This window comes from Hyphomicrobium sp. 1Nfss2.1, assembly GCF_965243865.1.
Taxonomy (GTDB): Bacteria; Pseudomonadota; Alphaproteobacteria; order Rhizobiales; family Hyphomicrobiaceae; genus Hyphomicrobium_A.
Genome location: NZ_OZ251603.1, coordinates 1035006 through 1051997 on the forward strand (window position 1 = coordinate 1035006; position 16992 = coordinate 1051997).

At 62.4% G+C, this 16992-nt stretch carries 16 protein-coding genes; 8 read left to right on the forward strand and 8 right to left on the reverse strand.

Features of this window, described 5'->3' with window-relative positions:
* Nucleotides 1-166 precede the first annotated feature (166 nt).
* The 4 genes from ACP15D_RS05235 to ACP15D_RS05250 all read left to right on the forward strand — a co-directional run bounded on the left by ACP15D_RS05235 (nucleotide 167) and on the right by ACP15D_RS05250 (nucleotide 4368).
* Nucleotides 167-1750: an AMP-binding protein gene (locus ACP15D_RS05235; RefSeq protein WP_424956493.1), complete on the forward strand. Its 1584-nt coding sequence runs from the start codon at nucleotides 167-169 to the stop codon at nucleotides 1748-1750.
* 253 nt (nucleotides 1751-2003) lie between these two features.
* Nucleotides 2004-2261 carry a hypothetical protein gene (locus ACP15D_RS05240; RefSeq protein ID WP_424956494.1) on the forward strand — a complete coding sequence of 86 codons (258 nt, stop codon included), beginning with the start codon at nucleotides 2004-2006 and terminating at the stop codon, nucleotides 2259-2261.
* A 299-nt stretch (nucleotides 2262-2560) separates the two neighbouring features.
* Nucleotides 2561-3466, forward strand: coding sequence for a 30S ribosomal protein S6--L-glutamate ligase (gene rimK, locus ACP15D_RS05245; RefSeq protein ID WP_424956495.1), 906 nt, complete (start codon nucleotides 2561-2563; stop codon nucleotides 3464-3466).
* A 158-nt stretch (nucleotides 3467-3624) separates the two neighbouring features.
* Complete coding sequence (locus ACP15D_RS05250; protein ID WP_424956496.1) at nucleotides 3625-4368, forward strand: arginyltransferase; 744 nt, start codon at nucleotides 3625-3627, stop codon at nucleotides 4366-4368.
* Between the two features lie 7 nt (nucleotides 4369-4375).
* On the opposite strand, the gene ACP15D_RS05255 is transcribed toward ACP15D_RS05250, so the two are convergent.
* Entirely contained in the window at nucleotides 4376-4996 is a 621-nt protein-coding gene (locus ACP15D_RS05255) for a hypothetical protein (RefSeq protein ID WP_424956497.1), read from the reverse strand.
* Nucleotides 4997-5468: 472 nt separating this feature from the next.
* On the opposite strand from ACP15D_RS05255, the gene ACP15D_RS05260 reads away from it, so the two are divergent.
* Nucleotides 5469-5759 carry a hypothetical protein gene (locus ACP15D_RS05260; protein WP_424956498.1) on the forward strand — a complete coding sequence of 97 codons (291 nt, stop codon included), beginning with the start codon at nucleotides 5469-5471 and terminating at the stop codon, nucleotides 5757-5759.
* A 132-nt stretch (nucleotides 5760-5891) separates the two neighbouring features.
* A complete protein-coding gene (locus ACP15D_RS05265) occupies nucleotides 5892-7238 on the forward strand; it encodes a chloride channel protein (protein ID WP_424956499.1) in 1347 nt (448 codons plus the stop codon).
* Between the two features lie 54 nt (nucleotides 7239-7292).
* Here ACP15D_RS05265 and ACP15D_RS05270 read toward each other — a convergent pair whose 3' ends face one another.
* The 4 genes from ACP15D_RS05270 to gstA form a co-directional block, all read right to left on the reverse strand.
* A complete protein-coding gene (locus ACP15D_RS05270) occupies nucleotides 7293-8306 on the reverse strand; it encodes a M48 family metalloprotease (RefSeq protein ID WP_424956500.1) in 1014 nt (337 codons plus the stop codon).
* Between the two features lie 185 nt (nucleotides 8307-8491).
* Entirely contained in the window at nucleotides 8492-8962 is a 471-nt protein-coding gene (locus tag ACP15D_RS05275) for a hypothetical protein (RefSeq protein WP_424956501.1), read from the reverse strand.
* A gap of 80 nt (nucleotides 8963-9042) precedes the next feature.
* A complete protein-coding gene (locus ACP15D_RS05280; RefSeq protein ID WP_424956502.1) occupies nucleotides 9043-9735 on the reverse strand; it encodes a hypothetical protein in 693 nt (230 codons plus the stop codon).
* 615 nt (nucleotides 9736-10350) lie between these two features.
* The gene (gene gstA / locus ACP15D_RS05285) at nucleotides 10351-10938 is read right to left on the reverse strand and encodes a glutathione transferase GstA (protein ID WP_424956503.1); all 588 of its coding nucleotides are present in this window, start codon (nucleotides 10936-10938) and stop codon (nucleotides 10351-10353) included.
* Nucleotides 10939-11184: 246 nt separating this feature from the next.
* On the opposite strand from gstA, the gene ACP15D_RS05290 reads away from it, so the two are divergent.
* Nucleotides 11185-11763, forward strand: coding sequence for a CAP domain-containing protein (locus ACP15D_RS05290; protein ID WP_424956504.1), 579 nt, complete (start codon nucleotides 11185-11187; stop codon nucleotides 11761-11763).
* Between the two features lie 156 nt (nucleotides 11764-11919).
* A complete protein-coding gene (locus ACP15D_RS05295; RefSeq protein WP_424956505.1) occupies nucleotides 11920-12660 on the forward strand; it encodes an outer membrane protein in 741 nt (246 codons plus the stop codon).
* Between the two features lie 17 nt (nucleotides 12661-12677).
* Here the strand turns inward: ACP15D_RS05295 and ACP15D_RS05300 are convergent, their stop codons facing one another.
* The 3 genes from ACP15D_RS05300 to parC form a co-directional block, all read right to left on the reverse strand.
* Nucleotides 12678-13478: a family 1 encapsulin nanocompartment shell protein gene (locus ACP15D_RS05300; RefSeq protein WP_424956506.1), complete on the reverse strand. Its 801-nt coding sequence runs from the start codon at nucleotides 13476-13478 to the stop codon at nucleotides 12678-12680.
* Nucleotides 13471-14544 carry a Dyp-type peroxidase gene (locus ACP15D_RS05305; RefSeq protein WP_424956507.1) on the reverse strand — a complete coding sequence of 358 codons (1074 nt, stop codon included), beginning with the start codon at nucleotides 14542-14544 and terminating at the stop codon, nucleotides 13471-13473. Before ACP15D_RS05305 ends, ACP15D_RS05300 begins: the two co-directional genes overlap by 8 nt.
* 191 nt (nucleotides 14545-14735) lie before the next feature.
* Complete coding sequence (parC, locus tag ACP15D_RS05310) at nucleotides 14736-16991, reverse strand: DNA topoisomerase IV subunit A (RefSeq protein WP_424956508.1); 2256 nt, start codon at nucleotides 16989-16991, stop codon at nucleotides 14736-14738.
* Between the last annotated feature and the right edge of the window lies 1 nt (nucleotide 16992).

The following is a 16992-nucleotide window of genomic DNA, read 5'->3' on the forward strand; positions in this document are numbered from 1 at the left end:
CCCCCTTTTCCGGCAATTTTGCTGCAATGCATAATATGTCGCGTACGTTGTATGCTGCAATTGCGAAGTCGATCTCGATTGCGCCTGCGACACATCCGACTACAACGGCATCTAGCCGCAGGTTTCGGTGCTCGCCGGCCCAAACTAGAGTCTCCAAAGCCTTTCGATGACGCAGACATTCGATCCCAACCACGCCCGCACCACGCTGTTTTCCGCTTTCCTCGAGGCAGCGGATCGGCACGGTCGAGATCGCGTTATTGTCGAAGACGCCGACGGCACAACCCTGACATATCGCGCCCTGACGCTTGCGGCCCTCGTCCTCGGCGGCAAGCTGCGTAGCCTGGCGCGCCCCAGCGAAAACGTCGGGGTTCTGTTGCCCAATGCCATCGGTCTCGTCGTCACCATTCTTGGCATCAACGCCTATGACCGCGTGGCCGTCCTGCTCAACTTTTCCGCCGGCAAGAAGGCTCTCACATCCGCCATCGGCACCGCCCGTCTACGCACCATTCTCACCTCGCGCCGCTTTGTCGAGGCCGGCAACTTCGAGGAACTGATCGAGGCCCTCGGCAACGCCGAGTATGCGCCGGGTCAGAAGACGCGCATCGTCTATCTTGAGGACGTACGCAAGCGCATCGGCATTGCCGACAAGATCGCAGGCGTAGCGCGCGCGCTTGCCAGTAAAATCGTCTTCCGTAAGTCGCCAGCGAAGGCGGACGACCCGGCGGTCATTCTCTTCACCTCGGGTACCGAAGGCGCCCCCAAGGGCGTCGTGCTCACCAACGCCAACATCGTCTCCAACGTCGAGCAATCCATCGCGCAGCTTTCGGCCGTGCTGGTGCCAGGCGAGGTGCTCGTCAATCCGCTGCCGATGTTCCACTCGTTCGGGCTGACCGCGGGCACCTTCGTGCCCTTGCTCGCGGGCGTGAAGTGCGCCCTTTACCCAAGTCCGCTGCACTACAAGCAGATCCCCAAGTTCATCGAGAAGGTGAAAGCGACGTGGATCGTCTCCACCGACACCTTCCTCGCCGGTTACGCGCGCGTCGCCGAACCCGGCCAACTTGACACGCTGCGCTTCGCCGTTGCCGGCGCCGAGAAGGTGAAGCAGCCGACGCGCGATCTGTGGGCCAATTCGGGCGCCGTGCTGCTCGAAGGCTATGGCGTCACCGAGACCTCTCCGGTGCTTGCCGTCAACACGCCCGACGACAACCGCGATGGCACGGTCGGCCACCTCCTCCCGGGCATCGAGGCCCGGCTCGAGGACGTGCCCGGCCTGAGCGAAGGCAAACGCCTCTTCGTTCGCGGACCGAACGTGATGGCCGGCTACATGTACCCGGAGAATCCCGGCTCCATCGTCCCGCCCGACGGTGGCTGGCACGACACCGGAGACATCGTCGCCATAGAGGACGGCTTTGTCCGCATCTGCGGACGCGCCAAACGCTTCGCCAAGCTCGGCGGCGAGATGGTGTCGCTCGGCGCCATCGAAACACTCGCGTGCGCCTTGTGGAACGACGCCCAGCACGTCGTCGTCAGCTTCCCCGATCCGCGCAAGGGCGAGCAACTGCTGCTGATTACCGACAAGGTTGCCGCCAGCAAAGACGAACTCCTCGCCCACGCCCGGCGCGAAGGCTTCCCCGAACTTTGGGTCCCCAAGTCGATTCTCGTCGTCCCAGCCGTACCGCTTTTAGCCACCGGAAAGGTCGATCTTCAGGCGACAGTCGAGCTCGCGCGTCAGTCCCATCCGAGCCTCTAGCTCACCCCCGAGTGCAAACCGGTTTTCCAAACAAGGCCCTAGCTGAAGCCCTCATCGCTGGCCGCAAATGCCCGTCCAACGGGGGGAGAGTGGCTGCTCCACCACGTCAAGGGAGGAGTTGTCGGCAGCCACATTAACGAGCCTTGACCGTAAGCATCAGGTCTTCCATGGATGTTGTGGAAAAAGTGGGCGGAACCACAGCCCACAGGGGAACGCCAAGCCAACTTCCACCTTGAAATAGAGTGCGAAAGCCATGTCGACGACCACGGCGCCGCAGAGCGTTGAGGCCACGAATGTCGCGATGCTGCAGGGTCCAACCCTGCAATGGGCGCTGAAGCGGACATTGCTTGGACTGATCATTCTTTTTGTGACGATTGCGTCGGCCGCAACGCTCCTCTACGCCTCGATCGAGGAAGAGCAGCCCACAGGCCCCGCTGGCGCCATTGAGGACACGGCATCTTCAAAGGCTCCCACATTGCTGGGGGTTATGCCCTCACAGCGCCGCGTCTGATCCAGCACCGACGGGAATGCTTCGGCGCCGCACGCTGCGGGCCTAACTTTTCCCGCAATTGCACCTGATGCACGCAACAGCCGATATTCGGTTGAGTTCATCGGCCGTTAGCCGTGATCCTGGTGTGATGGGCGCGAAGTTCGCTATCATCGGCTGCGGGGTGCCTGGGCAATTCCGAGATCTGGATGCTGCACTAGCTTGTCAACGATCATCCTGGTGTCCGCCGTGATCCGGCACTCGTCCGCCGGTCCAGCAGCAAGCGCTGGCGATTTCCGAAATCGAGACACTGGGAGTGCTCGATGCGCTTCGTGATGCTCGCTCGCAACCCGCAGCTCTATTCGCACGTGCGCATGTGCGAAGCAGCCCGCGCGCGCGGCCATTCGATCGACGTAATCAACACCCTGCACGTCCACATGAACATCACGTCCAACCAGCCGGTGCTGCGATACAACGGCGAGCGCCTGCCGATTTATGATGCCGTCATCCCACGCATCGGCGCATCGATCACCCATTATGGCCTTGCCGTCCTGCGGCAGTTCGAGATGCAGGGCGTCTACCCCCTCAATGAAAGCGTCGCCATCGGCCGCTCGCGCGACAAGCTTCGTGCGCTCCAGCTCCTCGCCCGCGAAGGCATCGGTCTGCCCGTCACCGCTTTTGCCCATGGTCCCCGCCGCGCTGAGGACGTGATCAAAGAGGTCGGCGGCGTCCCCGTCGTCATCAAGCTTCTCGAGGGGACACAAGGCATGGGCGTCATTCTCGCCGAAACCCAAGGATCGGCGAAATCGATCATCGAGGCTTTCAGCGCCGCCAACGTCAACATCATGGTGCAGGAGTTCATCCGCGAGGCGAATGGCACCGACATCCGCGCGCTTGTCATTGGCGGCGAGGTGATTGCCGCCATCAAGAGAACGGGCCGCGCGGGAGAGTTCCGTGCCAATGTCCACCGCGGCGGTTCAGCCACGCAGGTCGAGCTCACCGCCGAGGAGCGCCGCATCGCCGTACGCGCCGCCACCGCGCTAGGCCTTAACGTTTCCGGGGTCGATATGGTCCGCTCCAGCCGGGGCCCCCTCGTCATGGAGGTTAACTCTTCCCCGGGGCTGGAAGGCATCGAGGGCGCAACCGGCATCGATATCGCCAGCCAGATCATCGATTTTCTCGAAACCAACGCCTGCTACGGACGCACCCAGACCAAAGGACTGGGGTAGAGTTGCCGCTCCATTCCGGGCACCATCGCCCAGGCTTTTGTCAATTGCTGGCACAAACCACGACAGGCGCCTTGATCAAGCCCTAAGCCCCAACTTATCATCAGCTTACGGTTGATGGCGCCGTTGGCGCCTTAGTCCACTTTGAGGGATTTCGGCGGATGACGGAGCAGCAGAAGCACTTTCCGGAATTCTACGTTACTGCCCCTCAGCCCTGCCCGTATCTTCCTGGCCGGCAGGAACGCAAGCTCTTCACGCATCTCACCCAGGAAAAGCCGGTCGGCCTCATCGACAATCTTCTGCGCGGTGGTTTCCGCCGCAGCCAGAACATTGCCTACATGCCTTACTGCGAGGGCTGCCAGGCTTGCGTGTCGGTGCGCATCGTCGTCGATGAGTTTGTCGTCACTCGCTCGATGCGCCGTGCGCGCGAAAAGACGCTACATCTCGATGCCCGTCGCGTACCGCCCGAACCGACTTCAGAGCAGTTCGCGCTCTTCCGCCGCTACATCGATGCGCGCCACTCCGACGGCGGCATGGCCGACATGACCGTTCTCGACTACGCCATGATGGTCGAGGACAGCGTGATCAACACGTTCGTCACTGAGTATCGCGAGAAGCCCGAGAACCCGCTCGACAGCGATCCTGATAGCTGGCCGCTCAAAGCCGTTGCTCTGTGCGACCTGCTCTCCGACGGCATCTCGATGGTGTACAGCTTCTACGATCCAGCCGCCGAGCAATTGAGCCTCGGCACATCGATGATCCTTGAGCATGTCGAGTACACCAAGACGCTCGGCCTGCCGTACCTCTACCTAGGCTATTGGATCAACGGCTCGCGCAAGATGAACTACAAGATGCGCTATCAGCCGCAAGAGCACCTCGGCCCCAACGGCTGGGTGCGCAAGTAGTCTTCCGCTACTGCTTCAACGCCGCGTCCAGCTTCTGGAACATGTAGCTCCACTTCGCAGTCTGCGTATCGACCAGCGTCTTCATACGCGCCTTGAGATCGGCAAGCAGTGCGCAGTCGGGCGACGGCGCTTCCGCACCCTCCTGCCCCAGCGAAGAGATGTCGGACAACAACCGCTCCGACTCCTGATCGTACACTGCGATCTTGTCGTCGCGTACGAACGGCGCCGCCTCCTTTAGGAAGGCGTCGTGGCTCCAGCCGCGCTTATCCTTGAGTTGCCGCAACTTCTCCTGGAAAGCGGGCTTGTTCTCCAGGTTGAGATCGCGCAGCGCACCTGCCGCATCGTCAACGACGGCCTCGAACTCGGCTTTCTGGCAAACCTTCTCTTGCGGGGCACCAGCGGGCGGAGAACCAAGACCGGGAGGAGCCCATGACTTCGGCACCTCGTCGGCATCCGACGGTTCTCGGGGGAGCTGCGCCGCTGGCTTCGACGGCGCTGCGCCTGGTGACGCAACCGGTGCCCAAGAACCTCCGGGCGCCGCATCCTGCGCGAGCGCGCGGCTGCCGATGGCAAGTCCAGCCACCAGCATCGCGACCGACACAATGTGCTTTGGTCCCGCCCCATTCATGAGAGGATTCCTAGCGGTCAGCCGAGCCGCGAGCAAGTGCAGGCGATCTGCCAGCACTGTGAAACAAAGACCCCTGGTTACGCGCGACCAAAGTCCACTTGCTCGCGTCGAACCCGCAAATTGCTTGAGCGCCACCAAGGCACAGGGGAGACCGAAATCCGCGTTAGGTTGCGGATGAGCCCTGTTAGGCTTGCCAAGCGCACCATCAACCGCATCCCTGGCGAGGCAATGGCAAGCGGCATCGTGCTCCCCCATTGATCAAAGCATCCCTTCATCCCTGAGGCTCACCCCGAGAAAAAGCGGATAACGTTCAAGGCAAATGTGACAAGCTAGATTTGCCCGCCACAGGTTAAGCCGCAACGAGCACTTGCTTTCCTATGCTGACACGCCGGCACAGCGCCGCACCGCCGGCGGTCGCGAGGGTGCAGCCCGCGCAGACCCGATGCTGCAGCGGCTGCAAGGGTTCGACTCAATGGACATCTCTTCCCTCATCATCCAACTCATCAGCGGTGCGCTCGGTGGGAATGCCGCCGGCGCGTACACCAAAGACACCGGGCTCAGCCCCATCGGCAACACCATCGCAGGCGCATTGGGGGGCGGCATTGGCGGCCAGATCCTATCGGCACTCCTCGGCCTCGGGGGAACGGCCGCCGCTTCTGGCCTCGACATTGGGTCGATCGTCTCCGCCTTTGCCACCGGCGGCATCTCCGGCGGCCTCACCGCACTTGTGATCGGCTACTTGAAGACAAAGCTGGCCACCTGATCGCTGCTTATCGTTTTTCCACCCTCCAGCCGCGGTGCAGTGTCTGCTACTTCGGCGGCTGCTCCGCCGCGGCCATTCGCGGCCACGCTTGCCCTCCCAATGCTTGACGCCAAGCTTTGAACGGATCAGATCATGCCTGAGCCCGTGCTTGGTGCGGGAAACCACCCAGGCATTCGCCCCATGGTCCTTCCCCACTTCTCCCTTCGCGAGAGCCGGACGATTTCGGTCAAGCTCGGACGCTGGCGTCGACGCCTGATTTTCGTGATCGGCGGCATAGCCGTGGGCCTTGCCGCCGTCGGCCTCACCATCTCTGCCGACTACGCGCAGAAGGCATTTCAGCTGCTGGTCGAGCGCTGGCCTTACGCGCCCATGGTGGTAACGCCTCTTGGCTTCGGACTGGCCGTCTGGCTGGCCGTGCACTTTTTCCCCAACACACAAGGCTCGGGCATCCCGCAAGCGATCGCGGCGCGCAAAATCGCTGACCCCCGCGCACGGAACTTGCTTGTCGGCGCCCGCGTCGCAGTCGGCAAAGTCATTCTCACTCTCCTCGGGTTGCTTGTCGGCGCTTCGACGGGACGTGAAGGTCCGACTGTCCAGGTCGGCGCGTCGGTGATGTCCTTCATCGGTCAGCGCAGCCCACGCCGCCAACCCGATCTCATCCTCGCTGGCGCGGCCGCGGGCATCGCTGCAGCATTCAACGCCCCACTCGCTGGCGTCGTCTTCGCCATCGAGGAAATGAGCCGCAGCTTCGAGCTGCGCACCAGCGGCCTCATCGTCGGCGGCATTGTCGTCGCCGGCCTGACCGCGCAGATACTGCTCGGCGACTACACCTATTTCGGCTTCACTGGCTCGGCACTTCCGCTCGGCACCGCTTGGTTGGCGGTGCCCCTGTGCGGCGTCGTGGGCGGCCTATTCGGCGGCGTCTTCAGCCGCATGCTTGTCACGGTCCCTGACCAGCTGCCAAAGCGCGCCGCATCGTGGATCACCGCGCATCCGGTCTGGTTCGCTACCCTATGCGGCCTTGGCGTTGCGCTATGCGGCCTGGCAACTGGCGGCGACACATTCGGCACGGGCTATGAGCAGGCGCGTCACGTGTTGCACGAGAACACCGATCTTCCGATCATCTACGCCCCGCTCAAACTCATTGCCACGGCACTGTCGGCAGTCAGCGGCGTGCCGGGCGGCATCTTCTCGCCATCGCTTTCCGTCGGTGCTGCCCTCGGTGCCGAAATCGCCCGCCTGTTCGATCAGGTAACAGCAGCCCCGATCGTCCTGCTCGGCATGGTGGCCTATTTCACCGGTGTCGTGCGCGCACCTATCACCGGCTTCGTCATCGTATCGGAGATGTCCGACAACCACAGTATGCTGGTGGCACTGATGGCGACCGCACTGATTGCCGACGCATCCGCAAGCCTCATCAACCGCGATGGCGTCTATCAAGAGCTGTCGGTCCGCTTCTTTCCCAAACCGAAGCCCTGACCGAAAGCAACCCACAACGCTGCGGCGCTGACAGAACCTCGCGGCGCCTCTGCGTCAGGCGAGAATGTGGACGAAGCTCAAGCGCTGCACGGTCGATGGATGCGTGCGCAAATAGGCCGTCGCATCTCCTTCAAGCTCAAAGCGCGGGCCAGTTACTCCACCCATGTGATGATGCTCGAGCTTCTCCAGCGCCGATGCGAGCGCGCCGGGGTTAGGTATGAGATCGAGCGCGAACGCATCGGCTGCAAGCTCGCGCATGCGCGACAGACCGAGGCACAACAACTCGGCAATTGCCGGCACTGCATGCAATAGCGAAAGCAGCGAAACGGACACCCCGCGCCGTCCGCCGGACGCGATGCTGGCAGCCGCGACAATTCCGATCGCTCGCTGCAGATTGCCGGCAATAGTCATGGTCGAAGCATCACCATTGCAGATGTGCGCGATCTCATGCGCGACGATCGCCGCCACCTCGTCCTTCGTCATGCCCTGCAACAGACCGCTCGTCAGCGTGATGACAGCATCATCCGCCGTGCCGAGCGCATAGGCGTTCATGGCCCTCTCGCCAGCGAGCACATAGATGTCAGGCACGCGCCGCATGCCTGCGCGCCGGCATATCTCGTGGACGACCGCGAACAGCTCCAGCGCTTCACCTGCATGCAGTCGGCGCGCATCGCGCCGCTGCCGGAGCGCCGCGCGCGTTCCCGCACCACCGCCAGCGCCACCCGGCGTCAGCGCCCCGGCGACCGCAAGCCGCGCGCCTTCATCGCCGCCGCTGATCCATCCGCATAAAGCTAGAAGAACGGTGAGCCCGGCGATCGCGCGTCCACTGCGCCGATCGTTGATGGCCCGATGCAGCCGGCGGCGCACGTCGGCAGGCAGCTGTGCATCGGCGAAAGCCGCACACGAGCGCCTGAGATCCTCGGCGGTAAAGGCACGATCACCGAGCTGAATGGCGCGCCGCGCCAGCGCGCCGAGGGTCGCGTCGGCAGAGGCGGCACGCCTCCCCGCACAGAACGTCGGCTCCCGAACGCCGACTGCGATTGCGTCAAAACCCCCGAAAAAGGCCACGCCCGTTCGCCGACTCCTGCTTGCTCTGGTAGGAGCGTATCAGGACGTCCGCGCTGTGCGCACCCTAGGGGGCGAATATGGCGCAGGAGCCGCGGCCCATCGGCAACAGGTGAGGCGCCAACAGGTGAGGCAACCTCACCTGCCGCGTCTGGCGCGGCTAGAACGCTGGATCTCGGCGCACCTACTCAGTGCACGACGTCGCCAGCTCCCTGCATCTCGTCCTGGCCACGTTGCCGCACCGGCGGCAGCTCCGGACGAATAGCGCGCATTACGGCGATGGCGCGGTACATCTCGAATATCTTCGTCAGCGCGCGCTGATAGTCCTGCGCCGCGAGCGCACGCCGCGCATCCGCAATGACCGTTCCATAAGCATCGAGCCCCTGATAGCGCCCACTATTGCGCTGCACGTAGGTCGAAAGATTGCGTAACGCATCGAGGATCACATCCTCGGTGAACGCCACCGCGGCCTGCTGCTCCAGACGTGCACCACGCCCTTCCGCGTAGCCGAGCGGTCCGGCCTGTCCGAAGGATTGCGTCTGCAAATGCAACAGCAGCGGAACGAGGTTTTCCAGAAGGCCGACGAGCCGCTGCGGATCGAGATCCGCGTCCCGCCCGCCGCCGGAGTACCCAGCGCTGGCTCCTTGTGAGTTCGACATTGCAAAGCTCCATTCAATTGCTGCGGGAGGCCGCACGGCGGCGGGCCTCCCCTTCAGTTGAAAAGCGAACGAGCGGCGAATTATGCCGCGCGCTGCTGCTGCTGATTGAACGCCTGCAAATTGCTGATCACCTGCGGCAGAACAGCGGAAAGCTGGCGCACGACCTCGCCGATGTCGCCCTGCCCGAACTGGCGCTGCGCACACGCCCACGCGTTGCCCATGTTGCCATACGCCGCCTGTCCCAGCCCACCACCGAGGCCGCCGAAATGCTGACCGCCGCCGTACATCGCGTTACCAAACTGGCCGAACGGTCCCTGCTGCTGCTGCCCCTGCAGCATGCTGACGATTTGAGGCAGCGCGGGCAGGATCTGCCGCACCATTTCGCCGACATCATGCTGAGAAAGATAGCGCTGGCCCTGTCCAAAACCGCCGCCACCATAGCCCTGCTGCCAGCCGCCGACACCGCCGCCGTAGCCCTGCTGCCCGAAAGCGGCATGCGGCTGCTGCGCTTGGTTCACGATCATCGGCAGCAGCGGCGCTAGATGCCGGACAATCTCACCCACCTCATGCGGTGACAGCCCGCGCTGCTGCCACGGCGCACCACCGTAATTCTGCTGCCAGCCACCGGCACCGCCGTAACCCTGCTGCCCGAAAGCAGCCTGCCCGAGACCACCCAGATGGCCCCAACCTTGTCCGCCCTGTCCAAACTGACCGCCGTGACCCCAGGCCTGCTGGGCATTCTGCTGAAACGGGATGTACTCGCTGTAGGTCATCCTAACTCTCCTGTGGGGGATTGTGTCCCTGTGGGGGATTGCGTCGCGTCTCTTCAGTTGAGCCCGCCCCGTGTCGGAGCGGACAGTCCGGCCCGGTAGAGGTCCGAGCCAAATTCCCGGCCCGCTGACCAAGTTGGTCATTCAACCGGCGCCAATTATCTGGCAGACGCCAAACGCAATTTCCAGTCCTGTTTCCGAAATTATTTTCGAAAGTAGATTACGATGATTTCAGATTAGAAAAACTTTGTGATCGCAACAGTTGTAATCGAATGAATTATTTCAAAGGCCAGCAATAACCCTTTACCAACCGCCGTGCTAGACAAGTAATGCATTGATATAGCACGATAATATTGATGAACTCAGTGGGTGACGCTGGTGCCGGCGCTTTACCGAATTCGCACATTTGAGCGAGTCAGGGCGCCTGCACGCGAAAGTTGACTTGACCGAATTGCGGCGACTTTTCAACGCCAAATGGGGCCTAAAAAGCCGCAATATTCACGCCAGCAATTTCAGTTTCCGGGAAATCAAATCAGAACATTTCCAATATCAATTTCCATTGACATCTAAAACAGCGCCAAGCTGCTCGAGCCTGAAAATCGTAAGGAGGCTGTAAAGTCAGTTCAGCCCCTCATGCGCCAGCGCCTGCTTCACCGCCGGCCGCTCGCGCATACGCTCGGCGAACGTCGCCAGAGCGTCCGGCACATCGAGGCCCATGTCGCTTGCCCACGTCAGCATGACGAAGAGGTAGGCGTCGGCTGCACTCATGTGCGCGCCGAACAGGTACGGGCCTTTGAATTGCGTCGCCACGAACTGAAGCTTCTTCTCCACCGCCGCACGCGCCTGCCGCTTGTCCGCGTCACTCGCTTGCGGCACGAACAGCGGATGGAATGATTTGTGAAGCTCGCTGGAGAAGTAGGCGAGCATCTCCAGCAGCCGGTAACGCCCGAGATGTCCCGCCGGCACCAGTTCAGGTTTCTGATCGGCGACCCAGCTCAGGATCGCAACGTTCTCGGTCAACAACTCGCCATCGTCGAACTGGAGCGCCGGCACATATCCCTTCGGATTGATCTCCAGGAACGAGCGCCCGTCTTCGAGCTTGTGCGTCTTCAGATCGACCTTCACGAGCTCCAGCGGCAAGCCCGCCTCGTGCAGCGCGATGTGATCGGCAAGACTGCAGGCACCCGGCGAGTAATAGAGCTTCATATGCGTGCGTCTCCTGGCATTGGCATTCTCCTTCCCAGCCTATGCGGCACCGGCTTAATGAAGCCTGCTGCACATCGGTTGCATCGGGCCGAGTGCGCAACACGTGCGCCACCGCGGCCGCCGCTGCCTCCAAAAGGCGCCAATGCCGATGCATGATTAGAGCGTGCCTGATTCTCTCTGCCCCACTCGACGTCGGAGCAATCGCCCCGCTAGAGCGCGGAACCGTGCTGCTAGGAATGCCCTGACATGAAACCGCGCTGCATCGTGCGGACGTGGCCAACACTGCTCCTGACCGCCCTGTCGGCATCGTCCACACTCGCGGCCGACGGCAGCCTGGGCTGGCAAACCCAGACTATCCCACGTACCGAAGCGCCTGCACCCAACCCCGCGACGCCGCCCCCGCCGTTGAACGACCTCGAACGCCAGGCCGCAGAAGCGATCAAGCTCACGAACGCCTTCCGTCGCCGCAACGGTCTTCCAGAGTTCAAGGAAGACCCTGTCTGCACACAGGCCGCAGTCGATCACGCACGCGACATGGCGCAGCGCAGCTATTTCGATCACTTCGGTCCCGACGGGAGTTCGCCCACAACCCGCTATCGCCGTCGTAACACTGCCGGACAGCGCGTCATCCGCGTTACCGAGAACATCGCCCGCGGCAACGGCACGACACCCGAAAGCGCGCTGCAGATGTGGCTCAACTCATCGGGTCATCGAAAGCATCTCGTCGGCACGGAGATGAACCACATCGGCGTCGGCGTCGCCAACGGCAGCTGCTTCTTCTCCGCCTGCACCTACTTCGTGCAGTGCTTCTCGCGTTGGCCCTGACAGCACGCCGACTTGCAGATACGCACTTCATCGCCGCGCCGAACTTCCCTGTGGGTCATCGCACCCTCGTGGAACTTCGCCTCGCGACAAGCACTTAGAATCCGTCCACCCGGTGGAAGACATTGATCAGCCGCTTTGGCCCACCGGAGAAATTCTATGCGTCGGCATCTCTCTCGAATCGTCGTCGCGACATTTGTTGTTTATGCATTCGGACCCGCCATTGCAGACGGCTATGAGCCGTCGACGCCCCCGGCGATTGTCGAGCGCGGTCCCACCTGGACAGGCTTCTATGGCAATGCTGGCCTGGGCTACGGCATTTGGGATGCCGAGACGACGACCTATGCGCCGGGCCGCTGCGTCTCGTGCGCCCAAACCGACAATGGCGGCAAAGGTTGGCTCGGTGAAGTCGGCGTCGGCTACGACTATCAGTTCACCTCAAGGTTCGTCGCCGGCGTACTCTTCAATTACGACTTTTCGAGCATGAAGGGGCATACCAGCGACGCGGTCTTCACCACCGCCGAGACCAGCAACGACAACACCTGGTTCATTGGCATTCGCGCAGGCTGGCTGATGACGCCGGACATCCTCAACTATTGGAGCGTCGGCTACACGCAGACACATTTTTCCGGCGGCGCGCTTCACAACAGCTACACCGGAGCAGTCTTGCCCCACAACGCGCGGCTGGAAAACTACAGCGCGGGTGGCTGGTTCATCGGTGGCGGCCTGGAAGTCGCCATGCACAACGGCTGGTTCTGGCGCAGCGAAGCGCGCTACGCCGACTATCGCGATGAAGCACGCACCGAAAGTGGCATCTCGCCGGTGTTCCAGCTCAACTTCGATCCCGTCGTCGGCACTGCTACCAGCGGCATCGTCTACAAGTTCGACTGCTGCCGCTGACCGCGGCGACAGCGCGATTAGCTTGCCGTAAGCGCGACTGATGCTTCCGTTGTCAGGAGGAGGAAAGTAAACGTCTCCTCCAGGTAGAGCCGCACCATCTTGTCGTCGTGGCTGAGGTAGCCGATCGACACGTCCTCGCCGATATGAAGCGCAAAGTCGCCGCCGCGCATGGTGAGCACGTAGGCGCCCGAAATCCCGGGGGCCCACACGATCTCGCCATCGACGATCCGCTTGATGTGTTCGAGTACCGGATAGCCGTGATCGCTCGCCTCACTCAGCTCCTGATACGCCTCGGCGCTGAGTACGACCGAATAGGGCCCGTTCACACCTACCAGCCGCAACTGATTGAGCGCACCGGCGATGGCATCGGGATAGGCGGTGATCTCCGCGGGAAGCGTCATGACCGCGTTGCTGGTGCCTTCGCGGATACCGCCGATCCCCCCCGCGCCATAACCTTCGAATACAGCCCGGTTTTCGGCGTACGCCAAATCTCGTGCCGCATCCTTTACCGGCTGCCAGTCTGAATCGTTGGAGCCGCGTTCCACGTCATCGATCTGCTGCCTCTCGAGCACGAACGGCACCCGCAGTTCGACCATCGGCTTCACCACGCGTTGCCGCGCAATGATGCCAGCAGCAGGCGCCGCGATCGGATGCAAGTGGCCGGTGCCGATCGCCGAGGTGGCGACACCGCTCGGCCCCTCGACGTCCACCACGCGGCGCGCGGCCAGATAGCGCTTCAGCGTACGCTTTGCTTCTTCTTCGATCTGTCCCCACGCCTCGGCGGAGATCGGGGCAAGCTCGCGGTGCAGGTTATTCATTGGCGGGGTGTCCTTTCAACGATCCGATGCCAAGCGAACCATCGGTCCTTGCGGGCGCGGGCTGCGCCTCGACGGCGGGTTCAGACGCAGTCTCGTCGGGCAGCGCAGTATCGTCCCCGACGCTTTCCAAAAAGGTTGCCGAGGGCACGAAGAACAAGCACCCCGTCTTTGCAACGCTGAAATCGAGGATGCGGTCGTAGTTCCCCGGCGGGCGCCCGACGAACATGTTCTGAAGCATCTGCTCCGTCGTCCGCGGCGAGCGCGCATACCCGATGAAATAGGTGCCGAACTCTTTCGACCCGACACGGCCGAACGGCATGTTATCGCGAAGAATTTTAACTTCCTTGCCGTCTTCGACGATGGTGGTCAGCGCATTGTGCGCGCAGGTCGGCTTAACCGCGTCGTCAAGCTCGATGTCGGATAGCTTCTTGCGACCGATGATGCGCTCTTGCGTCTCTGTCGAAAGCGAATTCCAAGCGGACATATCGTGCTCGTACTTCTGCACGATGACGTAGCTGCCGCCGGCAAATGCCGCGTCCTCCTGACCGATGTAGGCGGACTCGATCGCAATCCGAGCCGTCGGATTCTCCGTGCCGTCGACAAATCCGAGCAGATCGCGTTCGTCGAAATAGCGAAACCCGTGGACCTCATCGACAACCGTCAGCGCATCGCCGACGCTATCGAGGATCTGCGTCGCCAACTCGAAGCAAAGATCCATCCGCTTTGCGCGGATGTGCAGCAGCACATCGCCGGGCGTCGACACCGCGTGCCGCCCACCCGATCTGATCTCGCGGAACGGGTGCAGTTCCGCCGGCCGCGGCCGGCCGAACAGCCGGTCCCACGCGTCGGAGCCGATGCCCAGAACGCAGGAAAGATCGCCGTCGATGTCGCGGAACCCAACGGCCCGCAGCAGCGCCGGAAGGTCTCCGCAAAGCCCCCGCACCGCCTGGCAGGCCTCACGACCAGGATTGATTGTCGCGACAATAAAGATCGCCGATTTCGTCAATGCCTGAACGACGGCCTGCGGCTCCGGCGGCAGGCCGGTTGGCGAACTTGGTGTGGTCAAGACGGACCCCGGCAACGGTTGTTGGCTATAATTGCCCGCGACCTCCTAAAGAGAGGCCTAACAAATCGCTGACGTCCAGCAGCCGAGGCAAGATTGGTCACCGGAAGCACACGCTGCACGCAAAAGGAAAGCGCCGCCGCGTTGGCCGCGGCAGCGCCTCTACTCTCGTTCCGGATGGCTCGCTGCCGGCTCTAGAACACCGGACCGAAGCTATTCGAGCGCGGGAAGCCCTTCGGCACGCTTTTGCCCGCCTGCGCACGCTGCCCCACCCACTCCTTCAGCTCGCTCCACGGCATCGTGAAGGTGCGTCCGGCGCTATCGACCCACGACAGGCCTTCCGACTTCTTGAACGTGCGCGCGTCCGCGAGGTTGCCCTCCTTCGACTTCTGCAGGATGACACCTTTTCCGCGCGTCATCTCGTTGACCTCTTCGAGCTTGAAGATCAGCATCTTGCGATTGTCGCCGACGATTGCGAGGTAGTCGGCGTTGTCCGCCACCGGCACAATCAGCTTCGCCTCGTCCGGTTCGGTGACGTTCAGAACCTGCTTGCCCTTGCGCGTCGACGCCACGATCTCGTCCTCGGGCACGATGAAGCCATATCCGCCGGTCGAAGCGATCAACAGCTTGCGCCCCGGCTGATAAGTGAACACCTCGGCGATGTCGTGGTTTTCTTCCAGTTCGATCATCAACCGCACCGGCTCGCCGTGACCACGCCCGCCCGGTAACGTCGAACCCTCCAGGGTGAAGACCTTGCCGTTGGTCGCCAGGATCAGGATCTTGTCGGTGGTGAATGCCTTCACCGCGTGCTTCAGCTTGTCACCCTGTTTGAAGTCGAGCTTCGACAGGTCGTCGACATGCCCCTTCAACGCGCGCACCCAGCCCTTGTCCGACAGAATGACCGTGACCGGCTCCTTCTCGATCAGCGCGGCATCGAGATCGACGTCGATCACCGGAGCATCCGCAAACGAGCTGCGCCGCCGTCCCAGCGCCGTCGCCTTGGAATAGCGCTCGCGCACTTCCTTCACTTCGGCCGTGATCCGCTCCCACTGCAGATCGTCCGACGCGAGCAACTGCTGAAGTTCCCGCTTTTCACCCGACAGCTTGTCGTGCTCGGCGCGAATCTCCATTTCTTCAAGTCGCGACAGGGACTTCAAACGCAAGTTCAGGATCGCGTCCGCCTGCACTTCCGACAGTTTGAAGCGCGACATCAGCTTGGCCTTGGGATCGTCCTCGAAGCGGACGATCCGGATCACCTCGTCGATGTTGAGATAAGCGATCAGATAGCCATCGAGCACCTCGAGGCGATGCTCGATTTTGCTCAGCCGGTACTTCGACCGCTTGACGAGCACATCGATGCGGTGCTCGAGCCACTGCCGCAGCACATCGCGCAACGACAGCACGTTGGGAATCTGCCCGGCCGACAGCACGTTCATGTTGAGGCCGAAGCGCACTTCCAGCTCGGTGTAGCGGAACAGGCTTTCCATCAACAACAGCGGATCGATAGTGCGGCTCTTCGGCTCCAGGACAAGCCGGATCTCTTCCGCCGATTCATCGCGCACGTCGCCGAGCAGCGGCAGCTTCTTCTCGGTCATGAGCTCGGCGATGCGCTCGACGAGCTTCGCCTTCTGCACCTGATAGGGAATTTCCGTGACGACGATCTGATATCCGCCGCGGGCCGTCTCTTCCTTGTCCCACTTGGCGCGGATGCGGAAACCGCCTCGCCCCGTCTTGTAGGCCTCGATGATGTTCTCGCGCGGCTCGACGATCACGCCGCCGGTCGGAAAGTCCGGCCCCGGGATCATCTCGACCAGTTTCTCGATCGTCGCATTCGGATGCTTGATGAGATGCAGCAGCGCCTGGCACAGCTCATCGGCGTTGTGCGGCGGGATGTTCGTCGCCATGCCGACGGCGATGCCAGATGAGCCATTGGCCAAAAGGTTCGGGAACGCAGCCGGCAGCACCACCGGCTCCATCTTCCGCCCGTCATAGTTGGGGCGGAAGCCGACCGTCTCCTCTTCCAACCCCTCCATGAGGTCGGCAGCGGTGTGGGTAATGCGCGCTTCGGTATATCGCTCGGCAGCGGGGTTATCGCCGTCGATGTTGCCGAAGTTGCCTTGCCCGTCGATCAGCGGATAGCGGACCGCGAAATCCTGCGCCAGGCGCGCCAGCGCATCGTAGATCGCCTGGTTGCCGTGCGGGTGGAAGTCACCCATCGTCTCACCGACGATCTTCGCGCACTTGAGGAACCCGCCATCCGGCGACAGCCTCAACTGGTGCATCGCATAAAGGATGCGCCTGTGCACCGGCTTCAGGCCATCGCGCACGTCGGGCAGAGCCCGGTGCATGATGGTCGACAGCGCATAAGCGAGGTAGCGCTCCTCGAGCGCTACCTTGAGGTTGATTGGCTCGATGCCGTCTGGCCCGGGCAGAATCGGTTTTTCAGTCATG

Coding starts and splice junctions, on each gene's coding strand:
- ACP15D_RS05235 (WP_424956493.1), top strand. CDS start 167: ATGACGCAGACATTCGATCCCAACCACGCCCGCACCACGCTGTTTTCC.
- ACP15D_RS05240 (WP_424956494.1), top strand. CDS start 2,004: ATGTCGACGACCACGGCGCCGCAGAGCGTTGAGGCCACGAATGTCGCG.
- rimK (WP_424956495.1), top strand. CDS start 2,561: ATGCGCTTCGTGATGCTCGCTCGCAACCCGCAGCTCTATTCGCACGTG.
- ACP15D_RS05250 (WP_424956496.1), top strand. CDS start 3,625: ATGACGGAGCAGCAGAAGCACTTTCCGGAATTCTACGTTACTGCCCCT.
- ACP15D_RS05255 (WP_424956497.1), bottom strand. CDS start 4,996: ATGAATGGGGCGGGACCAAAGCACATTGTGTCGGTCGCGATGCTGGTG.
- ACP15D_RS05260 (WP_424956498.1), top strand. CDS start 5,469: ATGGACATCTCTTCCCTCATCATCCAACTCATCAGCGGTGCGCTCGGT.
- ACP15D_RS05265 (WP_424956499.1), top strand. CDS start 5,892: ATGCCTGAGCCCGTGCTTGGTGCGGGAAACCACCCAGGCATTCGCCCC.
- ACP15D_RS05275 (WP_424956501.1), bottom strand. CDS start 8,962: ATGTCGAACTCACAAGGAGCCAGCGCTGGGTACTCCGGCGGCGGGCGG.
- ACP15D_RS05280 (WP_424956502.1), bottom strand. CDS start 9,735: ATGACCTACAGCGAGTACATCCCGTTTCAGCAGAATGCCCAGCAGGCC.
- gstA (WP_424956503.1), bottom strand. CDS start 10,938: ATGAAGCTCTATTACTCGCCGGGTGCCTGCAGTCTTGCCGATCACATC.
- ACP15D_RS05290 (WP_424956504.1), top strand. CDS start 11,185: ATGAAACCGCGCTGCATCGTGCGGACGTGGCCAACACTGCTCCTGACC.
- ACP15D_RS05295 (WP_424956505.1), top strand. CDS start 11,920: ATGCGTCGGCATCTCTCTCGAATCGTCGTCGCGACATTTGTTGTTTAT.
- ACP15D_RS05300 (WP_424956506.1), bottom strand. CDS start 13,478: ATGAATAACCTGCACCGCGAGCTTGCCCCGATCTCCGCCGAGGCGTGG.
- parC (WP_424956508.1), bottom strand. CDS start 16,991: ATGACTGAAAAACCGATTCTGCCCGGGCCAGACGGCATCGAGCCAATC.